This is a genomic window from Paraburkholderia sp. (assembly GCF_024281035.1).
Classification (GTDB): Bacteria; Pseudomonadota; Gammaproteobacteria; order Burkholderiales; family Burkholderiaceae; genus Paraburkholderia.
Window position 1 is genome coordinate 1 of the sequence record NZ_JAMXLH010000055.1, and the last position, 20,864, is coordinate 20,864.

Consider the following 20,864-nt stretch of genomic DNA (forward strand, 5'->3'; position numbering starts at 1 on the left):
AAAACCGTGCGCGATCACGCGTCCGAATCGGTCGAATCGATCATCGACCATCTGCTGATCGCCTTCGGCACCGAGATCCTCAAGATCATCCCGGGCCGCGTCTCGACCGAAGTCGACGCGCGCCTCTCGTTCGACACGAAGAAGTCGATCGACAAGGCCCATCACATCATCGATCTGTACAAGGCAGCCGGAATCCCGCGCGAGCGCGTGCTGATCAAGCTCGCGTCGACGTGGGAAGGCATTCGTGCCGCCGAAGTGCTGCAGAAAGACGGCATCCGCTGCAACATGACGCTGCTGTTCTCGCTCGCGCAGGCCGCCGCGTGTGCCGAAGCGGGCGCGCAATTGATCTCGCCGTTCGTCTGCCGCATCTACGACTGGTACAAGAAGGCCGCGGGCCCGAACTGGGACGAAGCGAAGGACGGCGGCGCGAACGATCCGGGCGTGCAGTCGGTACGCCGCATCTACGCGTATTACAAGAAGTTCGGCTACAAGACCGAGGTGATGGGCGCGAGCTTCCGCACGACGAGCCAGATCGTCGAACTCGCGGGCTGCGACCTGCTCACGATCAGTCCCGATCTACTGCAAAAGCTCCACGACAGCACGGCAACGGTCGAGCGCAAGCTCTCGCCGGAAGCGTTCAAGGGCATGGAAATCGCGCGCGTGCCGGTGGACGAATCGTCGTTCCGCTTCCTCGTGAACGACGAGGCGATGGCGACCGAAAAACTCGCGGAAGGCATCCGCGCGTTCGCCGCCGACGCTGTGAAGCTCGAAAAGCTGATCGAGGAAGTGCGCGCGCACTAACAAGCCGATTTGCACGGGCCGCGCGCTCCTCTAGCGCGGCCGCTGCGCGATGGGCCTGCCGTAACAAGCCCGTCGCGCCTGTCGCGCCCGTCGTGCCTGTGAGGCCCTTCGTGTGCCCCGCAGCGCCACGGCTCGCGTGGCTGCACACCCCGCGCAACGCCCGTTCCCGGGCGTGTGCACCTCCTTTCGCTGGACCACTCGCTGGACAAAATCCACGCTGGCACGAACCTGCACGCCTAGAATCAGGACAGCGGCGCCCCCTGCCGTGCGATCCGGCCCTGGCTTTGGGCCGGCCAGACGTCCTATCCCACCAGGAAACCGACGATGCTGATCCAGCCCTATCTGTTCTACAACGGCACCTGCGACGAAGCGATCGCGTTCTACCGCGAGGCGCTTGGCGCGAAGGAACTGATGAAGATGCGCTTCAAGGAAGCGCCGCCCGATCCGGCACGCCCGATGCCGCCCGAATTCGCCGAAAAAATCATGCACGCAACGCTCCAGATCGGCGACGCGGAACTCATGATGTCGGACGGCGGCTGCATGACGAAGGAAGAGAAATTCCGGGGCTTCGGCGTTTCGCTGACTGCGCCGGATATCGCGACGGCCGAACGGTATTTCAACGCGCTCGCGAACGGCGGGCAAATAACGATGCCGTTCCAGAAGACCTTCTGGTCGCCGGGATTCGGCATGCTCGCCGACCGCTTCGGCGTGCCCTGGATGATCAGCGCGCCGCCGCTCGAGGCACCCGCCGCCTGATATCGGCCAACGCCGCGCGCCTCACACCATGCGGTGCACCGAGCCGCGCTCGATATTCCAGCGCGGCTCGGTTTCAAGCAACAACGCGCGCAGCAGATCGACCTGCTCCTCCACGCGCAAACCGAGCCAGTACGGCCCCTGCATTTCCGGCGCGAGCCGCACGGCCGATGTCTCGGGCAACGCATCGCCGGGCGCGCGGCGCTCGTCGGTGTGAGCGTGTGACTCCTCGCCATCGAGCGGGCGCAGCGCACGCGCCGCCACCTCGGGATGGCGCCCGCCGCCAAAGCGCAGCGCACGTGCCGTCGCGAGCAGCGACTCCCGCACCCGCGCGCCGCGTCCGGCGAACGCGACCTGAACGATCTGCTGCTCGTAGCGCTCCATGCCCGTCGTCATTATTTCCAGCGCGCTCAGGAGCGACCGGTGCAGCCGCTGGATGGTCTCCAGACGCGCGAGCGGCACATCGATCTCCTTGGCCACCGACGGCATCAGCGCGCGCAACTGCACGAGCCGGTCGTTCATGCGCATGAAGGCCGCCACCAGAATCTCGCTATCGGCAGGTTTGCCGCGCACGACCTGCGTGTAGACGTTCGCGCAATCGCGCAGATTGTCGGCGAGCCGGTAGCGCCACGAATACGTCGCGTGCAGCGGCAGCGCGAACGAGAACGCCAGCGCAATCACGATGCCGACCATCACGTTGAGCGTGCGCCAGAGTCCGGTGTCGATGAGGTTGTCCCCGTGGCCCGCGACGATGCACATCGTGATCGCCGTGAGGAGTGCGACGTAGCCGTATTTGCCGATCGCGTGCCACCCGCAGATGCCCGCCACCACCGACATCAGCACGTACGTCAGCACCGTCGAGTGCGTAAGCGCCTGCAAGCCGATGAGCGCGAGGCCGATGCCCGCGCCGAGCAGCGTGCCGAGCGAGCGCTCGGTCGCCTTCTTGCGGATATTGCCGTGATGCTGGAGCCCGCCGATCACCACGAGCACCGTCACCGATGCCCAGATGCCGTGCGGAATGTGGATGCCGCTCGTCGCGAGGATCGAGGCCATCATCGCGAGGCCCACGCGGATGCCGTGAATCAGGCGCGCGTTGCGGTAACGGTAGAACGGCGAGGCGAGCGCGCGCCAAATGCGCGCGAGCCGCGAGCGGGCGCGGCGCGGCGGCGGTACGGGCGGTATGGAACGAACGGCGGCGGGATTGGATTCGGACTGGGCCATGGCGCGAGCGGAACGTGAAGCGGCAAGGAACCGGACGCTGGTGAGCGCAGCGTCGCAGCGCCATCGTGCACCAGAAAAACGAATGCCCGCAACTATTCGTTGCGGGCATCGGTACCGATCGAGGCTGCTGGCGACAACCAGGCGCAGCTCAGCTTTCGAGCACGTCGAGATAGTCCTCCGGGCGCGTACGGTCCTCACCCTTTTGCATGCCGAACACATGCACGAGCACGGACACGACGACCGCCACCACGAGATTCACGACCAGCGACCACAAGGCCGCGTAGCCCGGGACGGCCATACCGAACAGATGAATCACGAAGATCGAGCTCTCGAGCTTCAGCGAAATGGCCATCGACGTGCCAGTTGCAATGCCCGCGGCCCAGCCGAGCAGCAGGCCACGGTAGTCGAGCTTGCGCGTGTAGAGGCCGAGCACGATGGCCGGCACCGTCTGGATGATCCAGATCCCGCCGAGCAGTTGTAACTGGATCGCGTACTTGAGCGGCAGCCCGATGATGAACGCCACCGCGCCGACCTTGACGATCAGCGAGACGAACTTCGCGACGTTGGTCTCCTGCTCGTTCGTCATCCGGGGGTTGATGAACTCCTTGTGGACGTTACGCGTGTAGAGGTTCGAGGCGGCAATCGACATGATCGCGGCCGGCACGAGCGCGCCGATGCCGATGGCAGCGAACGCCACGCCGACGAACCACGAAGGGAAAAAGTGCAGGAACAGCGCCGGGACCGCGAAGCTCGAACCGAACGCCTTGAAGTACGGCACGAACTCCGGCATGTTCTGCACGCCCGAGGCGAGCGCCATGAAGCCGAGCAGCGCGAGCAGGCCGAGCACGAACGAGTACGCGGGCAGCATCGCCATGTTGCGGCGAATCGAGTTGCCCGACGACGACGAGAGAATCGCCGTGATCGAGTGCGGGTACAGGAACAGCGCGAGCGCCGAACCCACCGCAAGCGTCGCGTAGGCGCTATAGCCGTTCAGGCTTGCCGCGTCCGGCGACTTGAGCAGCAGCTTGGCCGGCGGCACCGCGCCGAAGATGTGGCCAAAACCGCCCATCTGCGCGGGAATCACGATGATCGCCGCGCCGATCGTAATGTAGATGAGCACATCCTTCACGACCGCGATCATCGCCGGCGCGCGCAGACCCGACGTGTACGTGTACGCGGCGAGGATGGCGAACGCGATGATGAGCGGCAGGTCGCCGACGAAGCCCGTCGTATTGAAGCCGAGCGCGCCGATCACGACCTCGATCCCGACAAGCTGCAGCGCGATGTACGGCATGGTCGCGACGATGCCGGTCACGGCGATGGCGAGCGCGAGCATGCGGCTGCCATAGCGCGCGTTCACGAAGTCGGCCGACGTCACGTAACGATGGCGCTTCGCGATGGCCCACAGCTTCGGGAACACGACGAACGCGAACGGATAGATCAGGATCGTGTACGGCAGCGCGAAGAAACCCGTTGCGCCCGCACCGAACACGAGCGCCGGCACGGCGATGAACGTGTACGCCGTGTAGAGATCGCCGCCGAGCAGGAACCAGGTGACGAAGGTGCCGAAGCGGCGTCCGCCGAGGCCCCACTCGTCGAGGTGCGCGAGGTCGCCCTTGCGCCAGTTCGCGGCGAAGAAGCCGAGAATCGTGACGCCGACGAAGAACAGGATGAAGACTACGGTCGCGGTGATGTTCATTGCGTCCTCCCTGCGTCGCCGCGATGGCGGTTCTTCGTCATTTGATAGACGAACGCAGTGATAACCGCACTGATAAACACCCAGATGAGCTGATACCAGTAGAAGAACGGGAAACCCCACAGGGTCGGCTCGACCTTGTTGTACGACGGCACCCAGACCATTGCGATCCAGGGTATCACCAGCAGCCAGAGCCAGTGCTTGCTGCCCGTGGCGCTGTCAGCGTCCTTTGCCATGACGTCTCCTCATTGCTTTTAGTGGTAGCAATACCCGCGCCCCCCGTGGAGCGGCCGACGCCCTGCTCTTCGCTCGGCTGGCAAGGTCATCGAAAGCAAGAAAAAGAGTATCACGTTGCGATATGGGGTCAAGCCGGGGCCGACCCCAATCCCGACGCCGCTGTCAAGCGGCGATGCACGCAGACTGGCCGTTGCCGTTGCCCGCACGCAACCGGTAATAAAAAACCGGCCCGAGGCCGGTTTCATGAAGCTGGGTCGGCATCGCCGGGACGGGCGCGATAGCCGCCCGGCGAAGCGAATCAAAGCAAACCGAAGCGCAGGCGCGCCGGCTCAGATCGAGAACGTCTCGCCCGCCTGACCGCTCGATTCGCGCACCGCCTTCACCCACGCGTGCGCGGGCAGGCCGAGCGTCGTCTCCAGCACGCGCGCGCGCTTTTCCAGCGCCGCATACGTGACCTCGAGCGCGGGGCCCGAGAACGCGAGCGCCACGCGATTACCCTCGTGCACTTCGGGCAGCGCGATCACGCGGCCTTCGAACGCTTCATTCAGGCGCTTCATGTTGCGCACGAAACTTGGATGATCGCCGAAGAGATTGATCGTCGCGATGCCGGCGTTGGTCAGGCACAAGCGCACGGCGCGATAGAACGCCACGCTGTCGAGCACCGGGCCGCGCGCAGTGGCGTCGTAGACGTCGATCTGCATCGCGCCGATCGTGCCGTGATTCGCGCGGTCGTTCACGAAGTCCCACGCATCGAGTTCGCGCACGGTGAGGCGCGCGTCGTCGGACGGGAGTTCGAACATCGTGCGCGCGGCCACCACGACCGCCGGATTCAGCTCGATCGCCTCGACCTTTGCCGGACGCAGAAAGTGATGCGCAAATTTCGTGAGCGCCGCGGCACCGAGGCCGAGTTGCACGATGCGCGCGGGCGTCGCGAGGAACAACAGCCAGGCCATCATCTGCTGGGCGTATTCGAGTTCGATGTGATGCGGCTTGCGCAGGCGCATCGCGCCTTGCACCCACTCGGTACCGAAATGCAGATAGCGCACGCCGCCCTCCTCCGAGAATGTCACGGGCGCGAAACGCGGCTTGCGCGGCGCTTCGATGAGCGGCGCGCGATCGAGATCGTCGTCGGCGCGGCGCGCTCGCGCGGCCAGCTTCGTGGTCTTCGTGGCCTTCGTGGCCCGCGTAGTTTTGGCGCGCGGCGCGATTTCGGCTTCGGCCTCCTGCTCGGCGGCGTCGTTGCGGTCAGTGCTGGTCTGGCTGAAAGCGCGCGCCTCGGCCGAGGCGCGCTTGATAAGAGTCGTCATGTAAAAGATAGCTTACGAAAGAGGCGGTTTCCCGGGCGAACGAGAGCATAGCATTCACGGCCGAATGCACTCCCGAAGTGCTTCAACGGCCTGCAGCCATTTTGGGTACGCTTCGTTGCAAATGATCGAACGGCAAACGCGTAAAGACGGGTTCCCCGCTTCGCTGCGGCGCACAAGCGCCCACGCGAATTGTCGGGACCGTGACGGTTATCGAAGGCATTGCCTTCTTCAACGTCTTCACCGGGTCTTTTGCTTTTAGATCGGCCGGGGAAAGACACAAGACGCGTTCATCGACGATTGAGAACGTGCTATCCAGTCGCCGCCTCGATCACCTGCACCGCTTCTTCCATGTGGGGTGCAGAGACTCAGTGCGGATCGTGTTTCCACCGCCGCAGATTGTCCCGCACGCGACGGGCCACGAGGACCGGAATGTAATCTGTGATTCGGGCGCCTTCGCTATATTCCGCCCAGGTCTCTTCGTACATTCTTGAGACCGTCTCTACGGGGATATCGGTATCACTGGCAATCGACTGGACGATAAATTCGTCAACGTGGTGCGCGGCCATCTTTTTCTCCCGGCAATCGGAGTATCAGGCGCAGGAAATCAACTTACCGACCATGTATTTCCCACTACCTGCCTACATAACACTTTCACCCAAACCGGACCGGACAGCAAAGGGTTGTCCGGCGCCTTGAGGACTATCTCACCGCACGTTGAGCCGCGTCACATGCGTGCTCAACCAACTTGAAAAACGACGGAGAACGTCACCCGCGCGCATCGCGGGCGCGACGTTTTGACATGCATCAATGTCCGGGCGTATGAACGACAATTGTCTCCGTCGCCAATCGTCGAGATTGTTCAGGGACAAATCATGGCAAAGAAGTTTCCGATCCATCCACTACACCCCGAGCGTGTTTGCTGGGGCTGCGATCACTACTGCCAGGCCGACGATATGCGATGCGGCAACGGACAGAGCCGCACGCAACATCCGGTCGAGTTGTTGGGCGACGACTGGTACGAGCAAGGCGACTGGGGCCTCGATGTCGACCCATCGGAAAAGAGTGTGACGCCGGGGAAGATCGGCTGAGGAACCGGCTTGTGTTGAACATCTGGGTGGCGGTGGGCGGCGTAGCTGCCAACGCCGCCCGCGGTTTTCGCGCTGACACGTGAACGTCGGATCTGCCGCAGACACCGACGTTCACACAAACCGTCAAAGCTTCGCGGAATTCGACTGCTGTGCCGTTTTTGGCGCTTCCGGCACGATCGGCTGATTGTGCGTCCAGTTGATGAATCCATTCAGCATCGGGTGAAACAACGGATCATCCAGTCCTGCCATGTTGAAAGCAGTCATGTCGATCAGCAGAACGGTTTTTCCGGTGCTGGCATCGATCGCCTTCAGCGTTCCCTCGAAGTTGTAGCCGCCCTTGAACACCGCATTAGGCTCGACGATAAGGAACGGGCCGATCTCCTTGCTAAGGTTATTGAGTCCGACGAGATCCGACACGTTGGGGACCTTGCTGCCCAGGTTCCGTCCAATAACGATTGCCTGCAAGTCATCCTTTGTCACAACCTTCTTGAAGACGTGCATGTCTTTCAGGGCCGCCACAAAGAAATCTACAAATCGCTGGTTCGGAGTTTCCGCGTCGATCTTTAGATAGACCATCTGGGTGTAAGCCGGATCAAACTTCTCTTCTACGCGAACATCAGCAGCTTTCAATGCAGTGTGGGTTGAATACAAGCCGGATGTTGCATCCGGTTTCTCAACTTGCAGCGTCGTATTGCAACCTGCAAGCAGGCCGGCAAGCAATAGTGCAAAGGCGAAACGAACCACAAATCCTCCTCAAATTATCGATGTCCCCGACGCTATATCGGCAGGGGACGTAAAACCTTAAACCATACAAACCATGCACTGGCTATATGCCACCGATTACGGCGGAGGAGATTCGGAGGATCAATGCCCATTGCATTATTCAGCAGGTACTTCCAAAGCGATCATTCTCTGCACTTCCGATCAAATGGCTGCAACGAAAAGTACTGCGACATTTCGGACAAGATCCCCTTTCAAAAGCTTTCAATATCCGATCAGATCGCCTGCAGCAGCTGCCACCAAATGATTAATTCTTCCGCACAGGAAACAGAGATATGCGCAGGACTGCTTGATGACAAGTGGAAAAGTCGATAATTATCTGCGCACCCACCACCTGCCTTGAGTCCGACCTTCGCTGCCGCCCCACCGTTGAATACACTCGCACTTTGTTAGTGTTTGGGTCAATTTGACATCCGCGCCGCATCCTCAGTGGTCGAGTTTCGAATGCCACTTGTTTTGGCTACGTCGGCGAAACCTCGACCCCACCGAACGGCCGACTTGCCTCAAGACGGTCGGTGGCGGATAATGCATCGCAATTGCGATGCGCCGGGAGACATCATGAAATCTGCCACCTTTCCATCCATCCGGGTCGAGCCGGAGCTACGCGACGCTGCCGAAAGCGTCCTCGGCGAGGGAGAAACGCTTTCAGGCTTCGTCGAGCAATCGATCCGCGAGGGCATCGAGCGGCGTCGCAACCAAAGCGAGTTCATTGCCCGTGGCATCGCATCGCGCGAAGCGGCTAAACGCACCGGCGACTACCTGTCTGCTTCTGAAGTGCTGGAAAATCTGGAACGGCGGCTCGATGCCCTTCGCGCCAGGAAGGCGAAACCTCGATGACGTATAAAGTCCGGTTCACGCGTGCGGCTTCGAATGATCTGGACCGTCTTTATAGCTTCATCGTCGATCGCGACGATGCCGATGTCGAACTCGCTGCGCGCGCACTTGTGGCCATTACTGCCGGCATAGCGACACTTGAATCGTCGCCGTTTACTTGCCGCAAAGCGCATTCGTCCATGCCGTTTCTGCGGGAACTGATCATTCCGTTCGGCGCAACGGGATATGTTGCGCTGTTCGAAATCGACGGCGATCGGACCGTGACAATCCTTGCAGTGCGCCATCAACGCGAAAGCGATTACTACTGAGCCGGAGTTGTTGATACAGGAGGAGCGCTCGAAGCGAAATAGCGCGTTGCGCGCTGAGAAGGGACGTAACCTCGGGCCAGGAAGCTACATCGGCAACCACTGACGCAACACCTCCCACGTGCACAGCTTCGCGTCGTAAGACAGCGACGCGTACGCCGGGCTGCTCGACGGCAACCGGATGAGCCGATATCGATCCGCCGTCTCACCAAGCGCCCGCATCCCGATCTTCTCGGCGGTCCCGCCATTAAAGGCGATGGCGACCAGATTCGGCAAAGTATCGATAAGCGCGATCAAGTCGTTGCTTGCGTGGTCGCGTATGCGGCTGTCGAGGCTCCCAATTCGGCGAGCCTCAGCAACAACATCCCAAAGACCGATGTGATGATCCAGTAGCGCTCGCAACCGCGCTGCATAGTCGAGTTCGATTAGAGGCACGCCGATCGTATCGCCAACCAGATTAAAAAACTTGTTCTGTGGATTCGCATAGTACTGCCCGTGAGCGAGCGAAACCTCACCGGGCAAGCTGCCTAAAATCAGCACGCGCGTCATCTCATCGACGACAGGTGCAAAACACCGCTTGAAAGTCATGGCCCCTCCGGCAACGGCTCAACGCGACGCGGGAAGCTCGCGTTGCGCCGCGTGCGCACGCGAAGCGGTGTGATCGAGGGGGCCGCGTTCGCGTCCCGAGTGCACCACACGGTCGACATGTGCGGCACGCGCAGCATGAGCAAGACGCGCCCACAGCGCGGGCAGCATGCACTCGGTGACGAGCAAAGGCGCGCCGTGCCGCTCGAACACCGAGCGGCGCGCCGCATAAGCATGCGGTACCCATCCAGCTGTCGCATTCGCGGCGAGCGCATGCAGCGCGTGCCGCGCATTCACACGTCGGCTCACGAGCGCCGAGCGCGCCACGCCGCTGTCGCGATAGAGGAGTTCCGCCAGCGGGCGCGTGCGCAGGCTGCGCATCGCGCGCCACGCGCCGTGGCTCGCAGCAAGCGGTGTCGCACTGTGCGCGGCGACGAACGGCACGCCGTCGACCACGAGCACGATCTCGCGCACCCACGCGCTCGCGCGCGGAGCAAGACCCAGTGCCGCGCACTCGTCGGGCCACGGCAGCTCGACGGCCTCGTGGGTCACGCGCACCTCGACGTGTCCGAGCGTGCGCAAATGCGCGGTGAGCGAGCCGCCGCGCGTGAGCCAGTCTTTCTGATCGGCGCTGAAGCCGGGCATGGGCGCGACGCGCCAGTGCGCGTCGGCGGCATCGAATCGGATGGACATGGCGCGCATTATAGGCCGCGAATATCCGGCTTCGTGCAAACGCACGCAAAAGAAAAAACCCCTCGCGGCGCACAGGCCGCAAGGGGTTTAGAAGCACTTACGCCGCGCACGCCACGCAGGCGCGCCACGCGTGCTGCGCCGTCAACCCGCTCGCGCGAGCAGCAGCGTGTTGGTGCGCTTCACGAAGCTCGCGGGATCGTCGAGCGCGCCGCCTTCCGCAAGCAGCGCCTGATCGAAGAGCAGATGGCACCAGTCCGCGAAGTCGGCGTGATCGGCGGCCAACCCCTTCACGAGCGGGTGCTCCGGATTCACCTCCAGAATCGGATGCGATTCGGGCGCCTGCTGGCCCGCCGCCTTCAGCATGCGCTGCAGATAGCCGCTCATTTCGCCCTCGTCGGCCACGAGGCACGACGGCGAATCGGTCAGGCGGAACGTGAGGCGCACGTCCTTCGCCTTGTCCTTGAGCGTCTCCTTCATGCGCTCGACGAGCGGCTTCAACGCTTCGCTCACCTTCTCCTGCTGCTGCTTTTCCTCGTCGTTGAGCGCGCCGAGGTCGAGGTCGCCGCGCGCAACGCTCACGAGCGCCTTGCCGTCGAACTCATTGAGGTACGAGAGCATCCACTCGTCCACGCGGTCCGTGAGCAGCAGCACTTCCACGCCCTTCTTGCGGAACACTTCCAGATGCGGGCTGTTCTTCGCGGCTTGCCAGGTATCGGCGGTGACGTAGTAGATCTTCGTCTGCTCGGGCTTCATGCGCGCCACGTAATCGGCCAGCGAAACGTTCTGCTGGGCCGTGTCGCCGTGCGTCGTCGCGAAACGCAGCAGCTTTGCAATGCGCTCGCGATTCGCGAAGTCCTCGCCGATGCCTTCCTTCAGCACCTGGCCGAATTCCGTCCAGAACGTGGCGAATTTCGCCTTGTCTTCGTCCGTCGTATCGGCGTCCGTCTGCGCCGGATCGGCGGCTTGCGCCATCTCTTCCAGCATGGACAGCACGCGCTTGGTCACGCCGTCGCGAATCGCCTTGACGTCGCGGCTTTCCTGCAGGATTTCACGCGAGACGTTCAGCGGCAGGTCGCTCGAATCGACCACGCCCTTCACGAAGCGCAGATAGGCGGGCAGCAGCTGTTCGGCGTCGTCCATGATGAAGACGCGCTTCACGTAGAGCTTCAGCCCGCCGCGATGCTCGCGGTTCCACATGTCGAACGGCGCATGCGCGGGCACGTACAGCAGTTGCGTGTATTCGCTGCGGCCTTCGACCCGGTTATGCGTCCACGCGAGCGGATTCTGGTGATCGTGCGCGAGATGCTGATAGAACTGCTGATACTGCTCGTCGCCGATCTCGCTCTTCGAACGCGTCCACAACGCGCTCGCCTGGTTGATGGTTTCGAACGCATCCTTCGTGACCATCTCGTTCTTTTCGGCGTCCCATTCTTCCGCTTTCATTTCGATGGGCAGGCCGACGTGATCCGAATACTTCTGGATGATCGTCTTGAGCTTCCACGAGGAGAGCAGCTCGTCCTCGTCTTCGCGCAGATGCAGCGTGATCGTCGTGCCGCGCGATGCGCGCTCGATTGCCTCGACCGAGAATTCGCCCTCGCCCGCGCTTTCCCAGCGCACGGCCTGCGACGCGGGCAGGCCCGCGCGGCGGCTCTCGACGGTGATCTTGTCCGCAACGATGAAACCCGAGTAGAAACCCACGCCGAACTGGCCGATCAGCGCCGCGTCCTTTTGCTGGTCGCCGGACAGCTTGCCGAAGAATTCCTTCGTGCCCGAGCGCGCGATCGTGCCGAGATTCGCGACCACTTCGTCATGGCTCATGCCAATGCCGTTGTCGTCGATCGTGACGGTGCGCGCGGCCTTGTCGTAACCCACGCGGATACGCAGGATCGCATCGTCTTCGTACAGCGCGCTGTTCGCGATCGCCTCGAAGCGCAGCTTGTCGGCCGCGTCCGATGCGTTCGAAATCAGCTCGCGCAGGAAGATCTCCTTGTTGCTGTACAGCGAATGGATCATCAGGTGCAGAAGCTGTTTCACTTCCGCCTGGAAGCTCATCGTTTCTTGAGCCATGTTCGAGGGTCCTTTTTCGTTGCAATGCGGGTGTAAGAGGTTCGGCGCCGCGTACGGCGACGGTGCGCGGCGCGCCGTGCGCAGACTTGGGGACGCACGGCGCGTATTTCAAGGGCCAGCCTCGTGTGCCAGCGTCACGTTCCGGCAGCCGTGCCGCGCCGCGCGACGCGGTCCAGATAGTTCGTCAGGAACGACGAAAGCGCCGGATCGCCGCAGTTCGCGACGTTAAAACGCATCCAGGTGGTCGGCGACTGGTGCGGCGAAAAGAGGCTCCCCGGCGTCAACAGAAAGCCCGCTTCGTGCCCGGCCGCGGTGAGCGCATCGGCGCAGACGCCCGTGTCGGCCCACAGGAACATGCCCGCTCCCGGCGCAGTAAAAAGGCGCATGCCCGTGCGTTCGAGCATGCGCGCGGCCTTGTCGCGCACGCCGTCGAGCCGTGCGCGCAGGCGCTCCACATGGCGCCGGTAATGCCCTTCGGTGAGCACGCGATAGAGCACGCGCTCGTTGAGTTCGGGGCTCGTCATGCCCACCAGCATCTTCTGGTCGCTCACCGCCTGCACGACATCGCGCGCGGCGGCGATGAAACCCACGCGCAGGTTCGGCGCGAGCGTCTTCGAAAAGCTGCCCAGATAGATCACGCGGCGCAACTGATCGAGGCTCGCCAGACGCGTGGCCGGATAGCCTGCCGGACAGAGGTCGCCGTAAATGTCGTCCTCGACGACGATGAAGTCGTACTGCTCCGCGAGCCGCAGGATGCGAAACGCCTGCGCGGCCGTAAGCGAGGTGCCGGTGGGGTTTTGCAGCACCGAGTTGATGACGAGCATCTTCGGCCGCCATGTCGTCACGAGCGACTCCAGCGCGTCGAGATCGGGACCCTCGGGCGTATACGGCATGCCGACGAGCCGCGCGCCTTGCGACGCGAAGCGCCCGAACATCTGGAACCACGCGGGGTCTCCAACCACCACGGTGTCGCCCGGCTGCACGTAGAGGCGCGCGAGCAGATCGATGGCCTGCGTGACGCCCGACACCATCACGATCTGGTCAGGCGTCGCGCCAATCTCGAACTCGGCAAGGCGCGTCTGCAACTGCTGGCGCACGGGCAGGAAACCCTGCGGCGAGCCGAAGCCGAGCATCTGCGCGCCGCTCTGGCGTCCGAGCGAGCGCAGCGCGCCCGCGATCAGTTCGCCGTCGAGCCAGCGCGCGGGCAGATAGCCGAGACCCGGCCCCTTCTCCGGATGCGTCGAAGTCTGGAGCATGTTGCGCAGCAGCCAGACCACGTCGAGGGTGGGCGGCAAAATCGGCTCAAGCGGCTCGCCTGCGTCGGCCGGGCCGTTCACGGCGTTCACGGACTGCGTGCGGCGCTCGATGGCCGTCACGTTGGCGAGCCGCTCGCGCACATAAAAGCCCGAGCCGCGCCGCGAGTCGAGATAGCCCTGCGCGACAAGCCGTTCGTAAGCTTCGACCACCGTGAAGCGCGACACGCCTTTGTCGAGTGCGAGCTTGCGGATCGACGGCATGCGCATGCCGGGGCGGAACACGCGCTCCTCGATGCGGCGGCGGCCCCACTGCACGAGCTGGTCGACGAGCGTGAGCGTAGCCGCGTCGTGCGGCGCCGGAATCTGGTCGAGTGGAACGGAGGACATGGCGGCTCCCAACTGTACCGAACACTATCGGGCCGATTGTACCGTTACTGTCAGACTCCCTACCGGTACATTCGATGTCATGCCTACCGGCAAGGGTCGGGTCTGCGCATCCGGAAACTGTCCGGATCTGCCGATCCAGGCGCTGCCGCTCACCGACACTCGAACAATGAAAGCACGCGAAACCCAGGGCATGCTGCTCGGCCTCCTCGGCGTCATCACCTTCAGCCTCACGCTGCCGATGACGCGCATCGTCGTCGCCGAATTCCATCCGATCCTCAACGGCCTCGGCCGTGCGCTCGCCGCCGCCGTGCCCGCCGCGGTGCTGCTTGCCGTGCGCCGCGAAAAGCGCCCCACGTGGCCGCAGGTGAAAAGCCTCGCCGTCGTGTCGCTCGGCGTGATCGTCGGTTATCCCGTGTTTTCCGCGTGGGCGATGAAGACCGTGCCCGCCTCGCACGGCGCCATCGTCAACGGTTTGCAGCCGCTCGCCGTCGCGATCTACGCCGCGTGGCTCTCCCACGAGCGGCCCTCGAAGGCCTTCTGGCTCAGCGCGCTCACCGGCAGCGCGCTCGTCGTCGCATTCGCGCTGCAGGCGGGCGGCGGCGCGCTCCATGCGGGCGATGCGTGGATGCTCGTGGCAGTCGGCATCGGCGGGCTCGGTTATGCGGAAGGCGCGCGGCTCGCGCGCGAGCTGGGCGGCTGGCAGGTGATCTGCTGGGCGCTCGTGCTGTCCGCGCCGTTCCTCGCGCTGCCGGTCGGCTGGCTCGCCTTCCAGCACCATCTCGCGCACCCCGGTCCGGTCGCGCTCAAGACGTGGCTCGCGTTCGGCTACGTCACGCTGTTCTCGCAGTTCATCGGCTTCTTTGCGTGGTACGCCGGGCTCGCGATGGGCGGCACCGCGCGCGTGGGCCAGGTGCAACTGCTGCAGATTTTCTTCACGATGGCATTCTCGGCGCTGCTGTTCGGCGAGCAGATCGCGCCCGCCGCATGGCTCTACGCGGCGGCCGTCATCGCCACGGTGATGCTCGGCCGCCGCACGGCGATCCGCACCGCGCCGCTGCCCGTACGCGCCGCCTGAGGCATTTCGAGGCTGCGCGTCATCACACAACAGCGCGTGTCTGATTGCACCACACATCGCGCACCACACACTGCGCACCACATATCGCGCACCACATATCGCGCACCCAATATCGCGCCACACGCGTTTTATTCGACAACCCTTTACAGGAGACTTTCATGGATCAAAGCGAACTTCAGGGCGCCCGCGCCTGGCAACTGTCGGAGCGCGCCATCAAGCTCACAAGCTCGGCGATTCGCGAGATCCTGAAGGTCACCGAGCGCCCCGAGGTCATTTCATTCGCGGGCGGCCTGCCCGCACCGTCCACCTTCCCCGCCGAGGCCATGCGCGCCGCGGCCGACCGCATCCTGCGCGACAGTCCCGCCGCCGCGCTCCAGTACAGCGCGACCGAAGGCTATCTGCCGCTGCGCGAATGGGTGGCCGAGCGCTACTCGGTGGGCGGCGCGAAGATCCGTGCATCGCAGGTGCTCATCACGACCGGCTCGCAGCAGGCGCTCGATCTGCTCGGCAAGGTGCTCGTGTCGCCGGGCAGCCCCGTGCTGGTCGAGACGCCCACCTACCTCGGCGCACTCCAGTCGTTTTCGCTTTACGAGCCGCACTACGTGCAGGTGCCGACCGACGACCTCGGTCTCGTGCCCGAGGGTCTCACGCCTGCACTGACCGCAGACGCGCGCCTCCTCTACGCGATTCCGAATTTCCAGAACCCGACCGGCCGACGCCTGCCGCTCGAGCGCCGCGAAGCGCTCGCCGCGTTCGCGCAGCACGCACCGTTCCCGGTGATCGAGGACGATCCGTACGGCGCGCTCGACTACGCGGGCAAGCCGCTGCCGACGCTGCTCTCGATGGCGCCCGAACACATCGTTCATCTGGGTTCGTTCTCGAAGGTGCTCGCGCCGGGCCTGCGCGTGGGCTACATCATTGCGCCCGAGGCGCTGCACTTCAAGCTGGTGCAGGCCAAGCAGGCGAGCGACCTGCACACGCCGAGCTTCACGCAGCGCATCGTCCACGAGGTCGTGAAGGACGGCTTTCTCGACACGCACATCCCGAAGATTCGCGCGCTCTACCGCGACCAATGCGAGGCGATGCACGCGGCGCTCGCGCGCTACATGCCCGAAGGCGTAAGCTGGAACAAGCCCGAAGGCGGCATGTTCGTCTGGGTGAACCTGCCCGCGCACATCGACAGCATGAAGCTGCTCGAAGAAGCCATTGCGCAGAATGTGGCCTTCGTACCGGGTGCGCCGTTCTTTGCAAATGAAGCAAAGCACAATATGCTGCGCCTGTCGTTCGTCACCGTGCCGCCAGAAAAGATCGACGAAGGCGTGGCGAAGCTCGGCGCACTGATCCGCGCACGAGCCTGACGACGAATACATTTCCCCTGTTTCCACGGCTTCATGAAGCACCATCAAGCACAATTACGCACAAGGATTTTTGATCATGGCTGACATCAACGTCTACGACCGTCTCGAACAACTCGGCATCACCCTGCCGCAGGCAGGCGCGCCCGCCGCGGCCTATGTCATGAGCGCACAAAGCGGCAACACGGTGTACGTGTCCGGCCACATCGCCAAGAAGGACGGCAAGGTCTGGGCCGGCAAGCTCGGCGAGAACCTCACCACCGAAGAGGGCAAGGCCGCCGCGCGCGCGATCGCCATCGATCTCATCGCCACGCTGCACGCCCACACCGGCGACCTGAACCGCATCAAGCGCATCGTCAAGCTGATGAGCCTCGTGAACTCGACGCTCACGTTCACCGAGCAGCACCTCGTCACGAACGGTGCGTCGGAGCTGATCGCCGATGTGTTCGGCGAGAAGGGCAAGCATGCACGCTCGGCGTTCGGCGTCGCGCAGGTCCCGCTCGGCGCGTGTGTCGAGATCGATCTGATCGCCGAAGTCGCGTAAGCCTCCGGCCAGTTCGCTTGCAGCATCCGGGCCTCGTGCGTTGCGCGAAGCCCGCCGGTTTTGACACATGCCGTGCCCGCCAGCGCGCGCCCGGCATGCTGAACGCCACGCCATTGCAGTTTCGCGTCGCGCAGCGCTTGCGCCCTCACTTCTTCGCCGGTGCTTCCCGCCATGACTTTTCGCAGCGTCCGCTTCAAACAGGTCGACGTGTTCACCTCGGTGCCGTTCAAGGGCAATCCGCTCGCCGTGGTGTTCGACGCCGACGCGCTCGACACCGCGCAGATGCAGGCCATCGCGCGCTGGACCAATCTCTCCGAAACCAGCTTCCTGCTCGCGCCCGGCGACGCGCGCGCCGACTATCGCGTCCGCATCTTCACGACGCGCGGCGAGTTGCCCTTCGCGGGGCACCCGACGCTCGGCACCGCGCATGCGCTCCTCGAAAGCGGCTATGTGCCGAAGACGCCGGGCCGCCTCGTGCAGGAGTGCGGCGCCGGTCTCGTCGAACTGGCTGCGCGCGAAGAAGGCGCCTGGGCATTTGCCGCGCCGCCCGTGCGCGTGACGCGGCTTCCGGTGGCGCAGTACGACGCGCTGCGCGCCGCATTGCGCTCGGATGCCATCGATTTCGACGCGGCGCCCTGTGCCGTGAACAACGGCGCGCCGTGGCTCGTCGTGCGTTTTGCATCGGCCGATGCCGTGCTCGCACTCGCGCCGGACCTGCAGGCGTTTGCGGCCATCGCCGAAGGCGTGGGCGCGCACGGCCTCGCCGCTTACGGCCCGCACGCGGCCGGCGGCCCGGCCACGTTCGAAGTGCGCTGCCTGATGACGGGCCTCGGCAATGGCGAAGACCCGGTCACGGGCAGCGCCAACGCCGCCATCGCCATGTTGCTCGAACAGCAGAACCGGCGTCCCGGCACACGCTACACAGTGCGCCAGGGCACCGTGATGGGACGCGACGGCCGCATCGCGATCGACTACGACGACGAGGCTCACAAGGTCTGGATCGGCGGCGTATCGCTCACGGTCATCGACGGTACCTGCCGCCTGCCCTGAACAACTGATCACGTGCGCAACTGAGCGCGCGACACATTCGGGCGCACACGCGAACGATGCGTCATCAAACATCTATGCAGCACGCGTCGACATCGTGGGCGCACGGCAACAGGCCTCGCGTATACCCCATCCGCTAACCCTTCCGCAAACAATTCTCAGCCTTTAATATCGCGACATCGGGTGCCGAAACGCGCCCCGCGTCACCGTTCAGCGCGCCTCGTCCGCGCGCGTCTCGACCTTTCCCCAGAGCATGCTGCAGATGAATCCGAGCGCTTCGTTGCTGTCCCGGCTGCCGCACCCGCGTCGAGCCGAATCACGCGTGCACCGATCGGGATGAGCCCGGCCGGGGGTCCGTTTTCGCGCGAGCCGGGCCTGCAGGCAACGCCCGCGCCGGCCTTTGCGCGCCCTCGCACGCTGCTGGCGATCCCGCTGCTCGGCGTACTCGTCCTCATCCTGCTGTGGGCCGTGATCTTCACGCGCCTCGCGGTCGAAAAGGACGCGACGACGCGCGAGGCCACGGCGTCGGCGGCGCTCCTTTCCGCCGCACTCGAACAGCACACCGTCAAGGCGATTCACCAGGTCGACCAGATCACGCGCTTCGTGAAGTACGAGTTCGAGAAATCGCCGCGGACCTTCAATCTCGCGAAGACCGTCGAAAAGGGCGTCGTGCAGAGCGACTCGCTCGTGCAGGTCTCGCTCATCGACGAACATGGCACGCTCGTCGCGAGCACCGTCGATCCCGATCCGAAGCCGGTCGATCTTTCCGACCGCGAACACTTTCGCGTGCACGAGCACGAGAACGACGACCAGCTTTTCATCAGCAAGCCCGTACTCGGCCGCATATCGCGCCAATGGACGGTGCAGATGACGCGCCGCCTCAATCATCCCGATGGCTCGTTCGCGGGCGTCGTGGTGGTCTCCGAAGATCCGGGCTACTTCACGAGCGACTTCTACAACAACGCGGCCATCGGACGCGACGGCGTGATCGCCGTGATCTCGGACACGGGCGCGGTGCTCGCGCGCCGCACCGGCAACGCGCGACACCCGAGCGGCGCGTTTTCAGCGAGCGGCGTGTACCCGATTTCCGAGCACGTTTCGGGCACCTACGTCGATCCGCTCGACCACGTCACGCGCATCGTGTCGTATCGGCATATCGACGGCTATCCGCTCGGCGTGCTCGTGGGACTGTCGCAAGCCGAAGAGTTCGGCGACTTCCGTCACACGCGCAACGTCTATCTGCTGATGGCGACGTTCATCTCGCTCGCCATGCTGTCCTTCCTTGCGGTCGCAACCGGCTTGATCGGCAAGTTGCTCGGGCGCGAGCGCGAGATGTCGCAACTCGTGCAATACGATCTGCTGACCGGGTTGCCCAACCGCTACGCCACGCTGCAGCAACTGCGCTTCGAAGTTTCGCAGCCGGGCAACGTCGGCCACCTTGCGATCCTCTTCATCGACCTCGACAACTTCAAGACCGTCAACGACACGCTCGGCCACAACGCGGGCGACATCGTCTTGCAGATGAGCGCGGCACGGCTTGCCGAGGCGGTCGGACCGGGCGGCACGCTCGCGCGCATCGGCGGCGACGAGTTCGTCGTGATCGTCAAAGGGGACGACATCGAGAAACGCGCGGTCGCCATCGCCGAAACGACGAGCGCGGCGTTCACCGAACCGTTCGAGGTGCGCGGCAGCACGTTCGTGCTGCATGCGAGCACGGGTATCGCGCTCTACGCGGTTGCGCACGAAAGCGAAATCGATCTGCTGAAGAAGGCCGACCTCGCGATGTATGCCGCGAAGGAAGCGGGCCGCAACTGCTTTCGCTTCTACTCGCCGCAGCTCGCGCATCGCGCCGACCATCTGATGAAGTGGGAACAGCAATTGCGCGTGGCGCTGGCCGAGGGGCAGCTCTTCCTCGCGTACCAGCCGAAGATCGATCTGCGGCGGCGCTGCATCACCGGTTTCGAGGCGCTCGTGCGCTGGAACCATCCGCAGTACGGGCTCATCGCAGCGAACGAATTCATTCCGGTCGCGGAATCGACGGGGCTGATCGTGCCCGTCGGCGACTTCGTGATCCAGACGGCCTGCGCGCAACTCGCCCAATGGCAGCAACAAGGTTATGAAACGCTCACGCTCGCCATCAATATTTCGGCAGTCCAGTTCTGGCGCGGCGATCTCTACGAAACCGTTTCGCGCGCAATCGAGGAAACGGGCATCGCCGCGCACCGGCTCGAACTGGAGATCACCGAAACGGCGATGATGGAGTATCCCGATCTCGTCTCCGAGAAGATCTTCGCGTTGAAGCGCCTTGGCGTACGCGTGGCGCTCGACGACTTCGGCACGGGCTACTCGTCGCTCTCGTATCTGAACCGCTTCGCTGTCGATACGCTCAAGGTCGATCGTACGTTCGTGCAGGCGATTCCGGCCGACCGCAGCGTCTGCGTGATGGTTTCGGCAATCGTGAATCTGGCGCGCTCGCTCGGCCTCACGGTGGTGGTCGAAGGCACCGAGACCGAAGAACAGATTGCGTGGCTTGCGGCGCTCGGGCCGATCGAGGCACAGGGTTACCTGTTCTCGCGTCCCGTGCCGGTAGAAGGCGTGGCCGCGCTCATCGAGCGCTTTGGCGTGTGCGGGAGTGCGCAGCCCGCCGAAGCGGCCCGGCACAATGAGCGCCTGAGCGACGAACCGCATCGATAAACGCGCCGCAGCGGGCGCTTCATTCGGCGAGTCATTCGGCGATTCATTCGACGATTCGCCGCAGTGATTAGCCGCAGTGATTCACACTAGCCGTGCGGCTTCAAGACGGCAAAACGCGGGCCGGCAAACAGCACCGGAC

The 20,864-nt window shown here is 63.9% G+C and carries 20 protein-coding genes; 10 read left to right on the forward strand and 10 right to left on the reverse strand.

Features of this window, described 5'->3' with window-relative positions; genetic code table 11:
• The coding region (locus tag Q0L30_RS19130) for a transaldolase family protein (protein WP_296659790.1) at nt 1–801 on the forward strand (801 nt) is incomplete at its 5' end.
• Between the two features lie 324 nt (nt 802–1,125).
• Nucleotides 1,126–1,557, forward strand: coding sequence for a VOC family protein (locus tag Q0L30_RS19135; RefSeq protein ID WP_296659792.1), 432 nt, complete (start codon nt 1,126–1,128; stop codon nt 1,555–1,557).
• 21 nt (nt 1,558–1,578) lie between these two features.
• Here Q0L30_RS19135 and Q0L30_RS19140 read toward each other — a convergent pair whose 3' ends face one another.
• The 5 genes from Q0L30_RS19140 to Q0L30_RS19160 form a co-directional block, all read right to left on the reverse strand.
• A complete protein-coding gene (locus Q0L30_RS19140; RefSeq protein ID WP_296659795.1) occupies nt 1,579–2,775 on the reverse strand; it encodes an FUSC family protein in 1,197 nt (398 codons plus the stop codon).
• Between the two features lie 148 nt (nt 2,776–2,923).
• Entirely contained in the window at nt 2,924–4,474 is a 1,551-nt protein-coding gene (gene mctP, locus Q0L30_RS19145) for a monocarboxylate uptake permease MctP (RefSeq protein ID WP_296659799.1), read from the reverse strand.
• Nucleotides 4,471–4,707, reverse strand: coding sequence for a DUF3311 domain-containing protein (locus tag Q0L30_RS19150; protein WP_296659802.1), 237 nt, complete (start codon nt 4,705–4,707; stop codon nt 4,471–4,473). Before Q0L30_RS19150 ends, mctP begins: the two co-directional genes overlap by 4 nt.
• Before the next feature lie 330 nt (nt 4,708–5,037).
• Nucleotides 5,038–6,015 (reverse strand): spermidine synthase, encoded by a 978-nt coding sequence (locus Q0L30_RS19155; RefSeq protein ID WP_296659804.1) that lies wholly within the window; start codon nt 6,013–6,015, stop codon nt 5,038–5,040.
• Between the two features lie 365 nt (nt 6,016–6,380).
• Nucleotides 6,381–6,581 carry a DUF3562 domain-containing protein gene (locus Q0L30_RS19160; RefSeq protein WP_296659807.1) on the reverse strand — a complete coding sequence of 67 codons (201 nt, stop codon included), beginning with the start codon at nt 6,579–6,581 and terminating at the stop codon, nt 6,381–6,383.
• A 306-nt stretch (nt 6,582–6,887) separates the two neighbouring features.
• On the opposite strand from Q0L30_RS19160, the gene Q0L30_RS19165 reads away from it, so the two are divergent.
• The gene (locus Q0L30_RS19165; RefSeq protein WP_293033809.1) at nt 6,888–7,103 is read left to right on the forward strand and encodes a DUF3079 domain-containing protein; all 216 of its coding nucleotides are present in this window, start codon (nt 6,888–6,890) and stop codon (nt 7,101–7,103) included.
• A gap of 123 nt (nt 7,104–7,226) precedes the next feature.
• Here Q0L30_RS19165 and Q0L30_RS19170 read toward each other — a convergent pair whose 3' ends face one another.
• Nucleotides 7,227–7,847: a hypothetical protein gene (locus tag Q0L30_RS19170; protein WP_296659811.1), complete on the reverse strand. Its 621-nt coding sequence runs from the start codon at nt 7,845–7,847 to the stop codon at nt 7,227–7,229.
• Between the two features lie 594 nt (nt 7,848–8,441).
• Between Q0L30_RS19170 and Q0L30_RS19175 the strand changes: the two genes are divergently transcribed.
• Nucleotides 8,442–8,720, forward strand: coding sequence for a YlcI/YnfO family protein (locus Q0L30_RS19175; protein WP_296659814.1), 279 nt, complete (start codon nt 8,442–8,444; stop codon nt 8,718–8,720).
• A complete protein-coding gene (locus Q0L30_RS19180) occupies nt 8,717–9,025 on the forward strand; it encodes a type II toxin-antitoxin system RelE/ParE family toxin (protein ID WP_296659817.1) in 309 nt (102 codons plus the stop codon). The genes Q0L30_RS19175 and Q0L30_RS19180 overlap by 4 nt, the downstream gene beginning before the upstream one ends.
• Before the next feature lie 84 nt (nt 9,026–9,109).
• Here Q0L30_RS19180 and Q0L30_RS19185 read toward each other — a convergent pair whose 3' ends face one another.
• The 4 genes from Q0L30_RS19185 to Q0L30_RS19200 form a co-directional block, all read right to left on the reverse strand.
• Nucleotides 9,110–9,610, reverse strand: coding sequence for a DNA-deoxyinosine glycosylase (locus Q0L30_RS19185; RefSeq protein ID WP_296659819.1), 501 nt, complete (start codon nt 9,608–9,610; stop codon nt 9,110–9,112).
• Nucleotides 9,611–9,628: 18 nt separating this feature from the next.
• On the reverse strand, nt 9,629–10,300 hold the full coding sequence (locus Q0L30_RS19190) for a chorismate lyase (protein WP_296659822.1): 672 nt from the start codon (nt 10,298–10,300) through the stop codon (nt 9,629–9,631).
• A 141-nt stretch (nt 10,301–10,441) separates the two neighbouring features.
• Nucleotides 10,442–12,367: a molecular chaperone HtpG gene (gene htpG, locus Q0L30_RS19195; RefSeq protein ID WP_296659825.1), complete on the reverse strand. Its 1,926-nt coding sequence runs from the start codon at nt 12,365–12,367 to the stop codon at nt 10,442–10,444.
• 134 nt (nt 12,368–12,501) lie between these two features.
• The gene (locus Q0L30_RS19200) at nt 12,502–14,010 is read right to left on the reverse strand and encodes a PLP-dependent aminotransferase family protein (RefSeq protein WP_296659828.1); all 1,509 of its coding nucleotides are present in this window, start codon (nt 14,008–14,010) and stop codon (nt 12,502–12,504) included.
• A 166-nt stretch (nt 14,011–14,176) separates the two neighbouring features.
• Between Q0L30_RS19200 and Q0L30_RS19205 the strand changes: the two genes are divergently transcribed.
• The 5 genes from Q0L30_RS19205 to Q0L30_RS19225 all read left to right on the forward strand — a co-directional run bounded on the left by Q0L30_RS19205 (nt 14,177) and on the right by Q0L30_RS19225 (nt 20,725).
• Nucleotides 14,177–15,085 carry a DMT family transporter gene (locus Q0L30_RS19205; RefSeq protein WP_296659831.1) on the forward strand — a complete coding sequence of 303 codons (909 nt, stop codon included), beginning with the start codon at nt 14,177–14,179 and terminating at the stop codon, nt 15,083–15,085.
• A 158-nt stretch (nt 15,086–15,243) separates the two neighbouring features.
• Nucleotides 15,244–16,443, forward strand: coding sequence for a PLP-dependent aminotransferase family protein (locus Q0L30_RS19210; RefSeq protein WP_296659833.1), 1,200 nt, complete (start codon nt 15,244–15,246; stop codon nt 16,441–16,443).
• A 76-nt stretch (nt 16,444–16,519) separates the two neighbouring features.
• Entirely contained in the window at nt 16,520–16,984 is a 465-nt protein-coding gene (locus tag Q0L30_RS19215; protein WP_293046278.1) for a RidA family protein, read from the forward strand.
• Nucleotides 16,985–17,155: 171 nt separating this feature from the next.
• Nucleotides 17,156–18,034, forward strand: coding sequence for a PhzF family phenazine biosynthesis protein (locus Q0L30_RS19220; protein WP_296659836.1), 879 nt, complete (start codon nt 17,156–17,158; stop codon nt 18,032–18,034).
• A 333-nt stretch (nt 18,035–18,367) separates the two neighbouring features.
• Entirely contained in the window at nt 18,368–20,725 is a 2,358-nt protein-coding gene (locus Q0L30_RS19225; RefSeq protein WP_296659838.1) for an EAL domain-containing protein, read from the forward strand.
• The last annotated feature ends 139 nt before the right edge of the window (nt 20,726–20,864 follow it).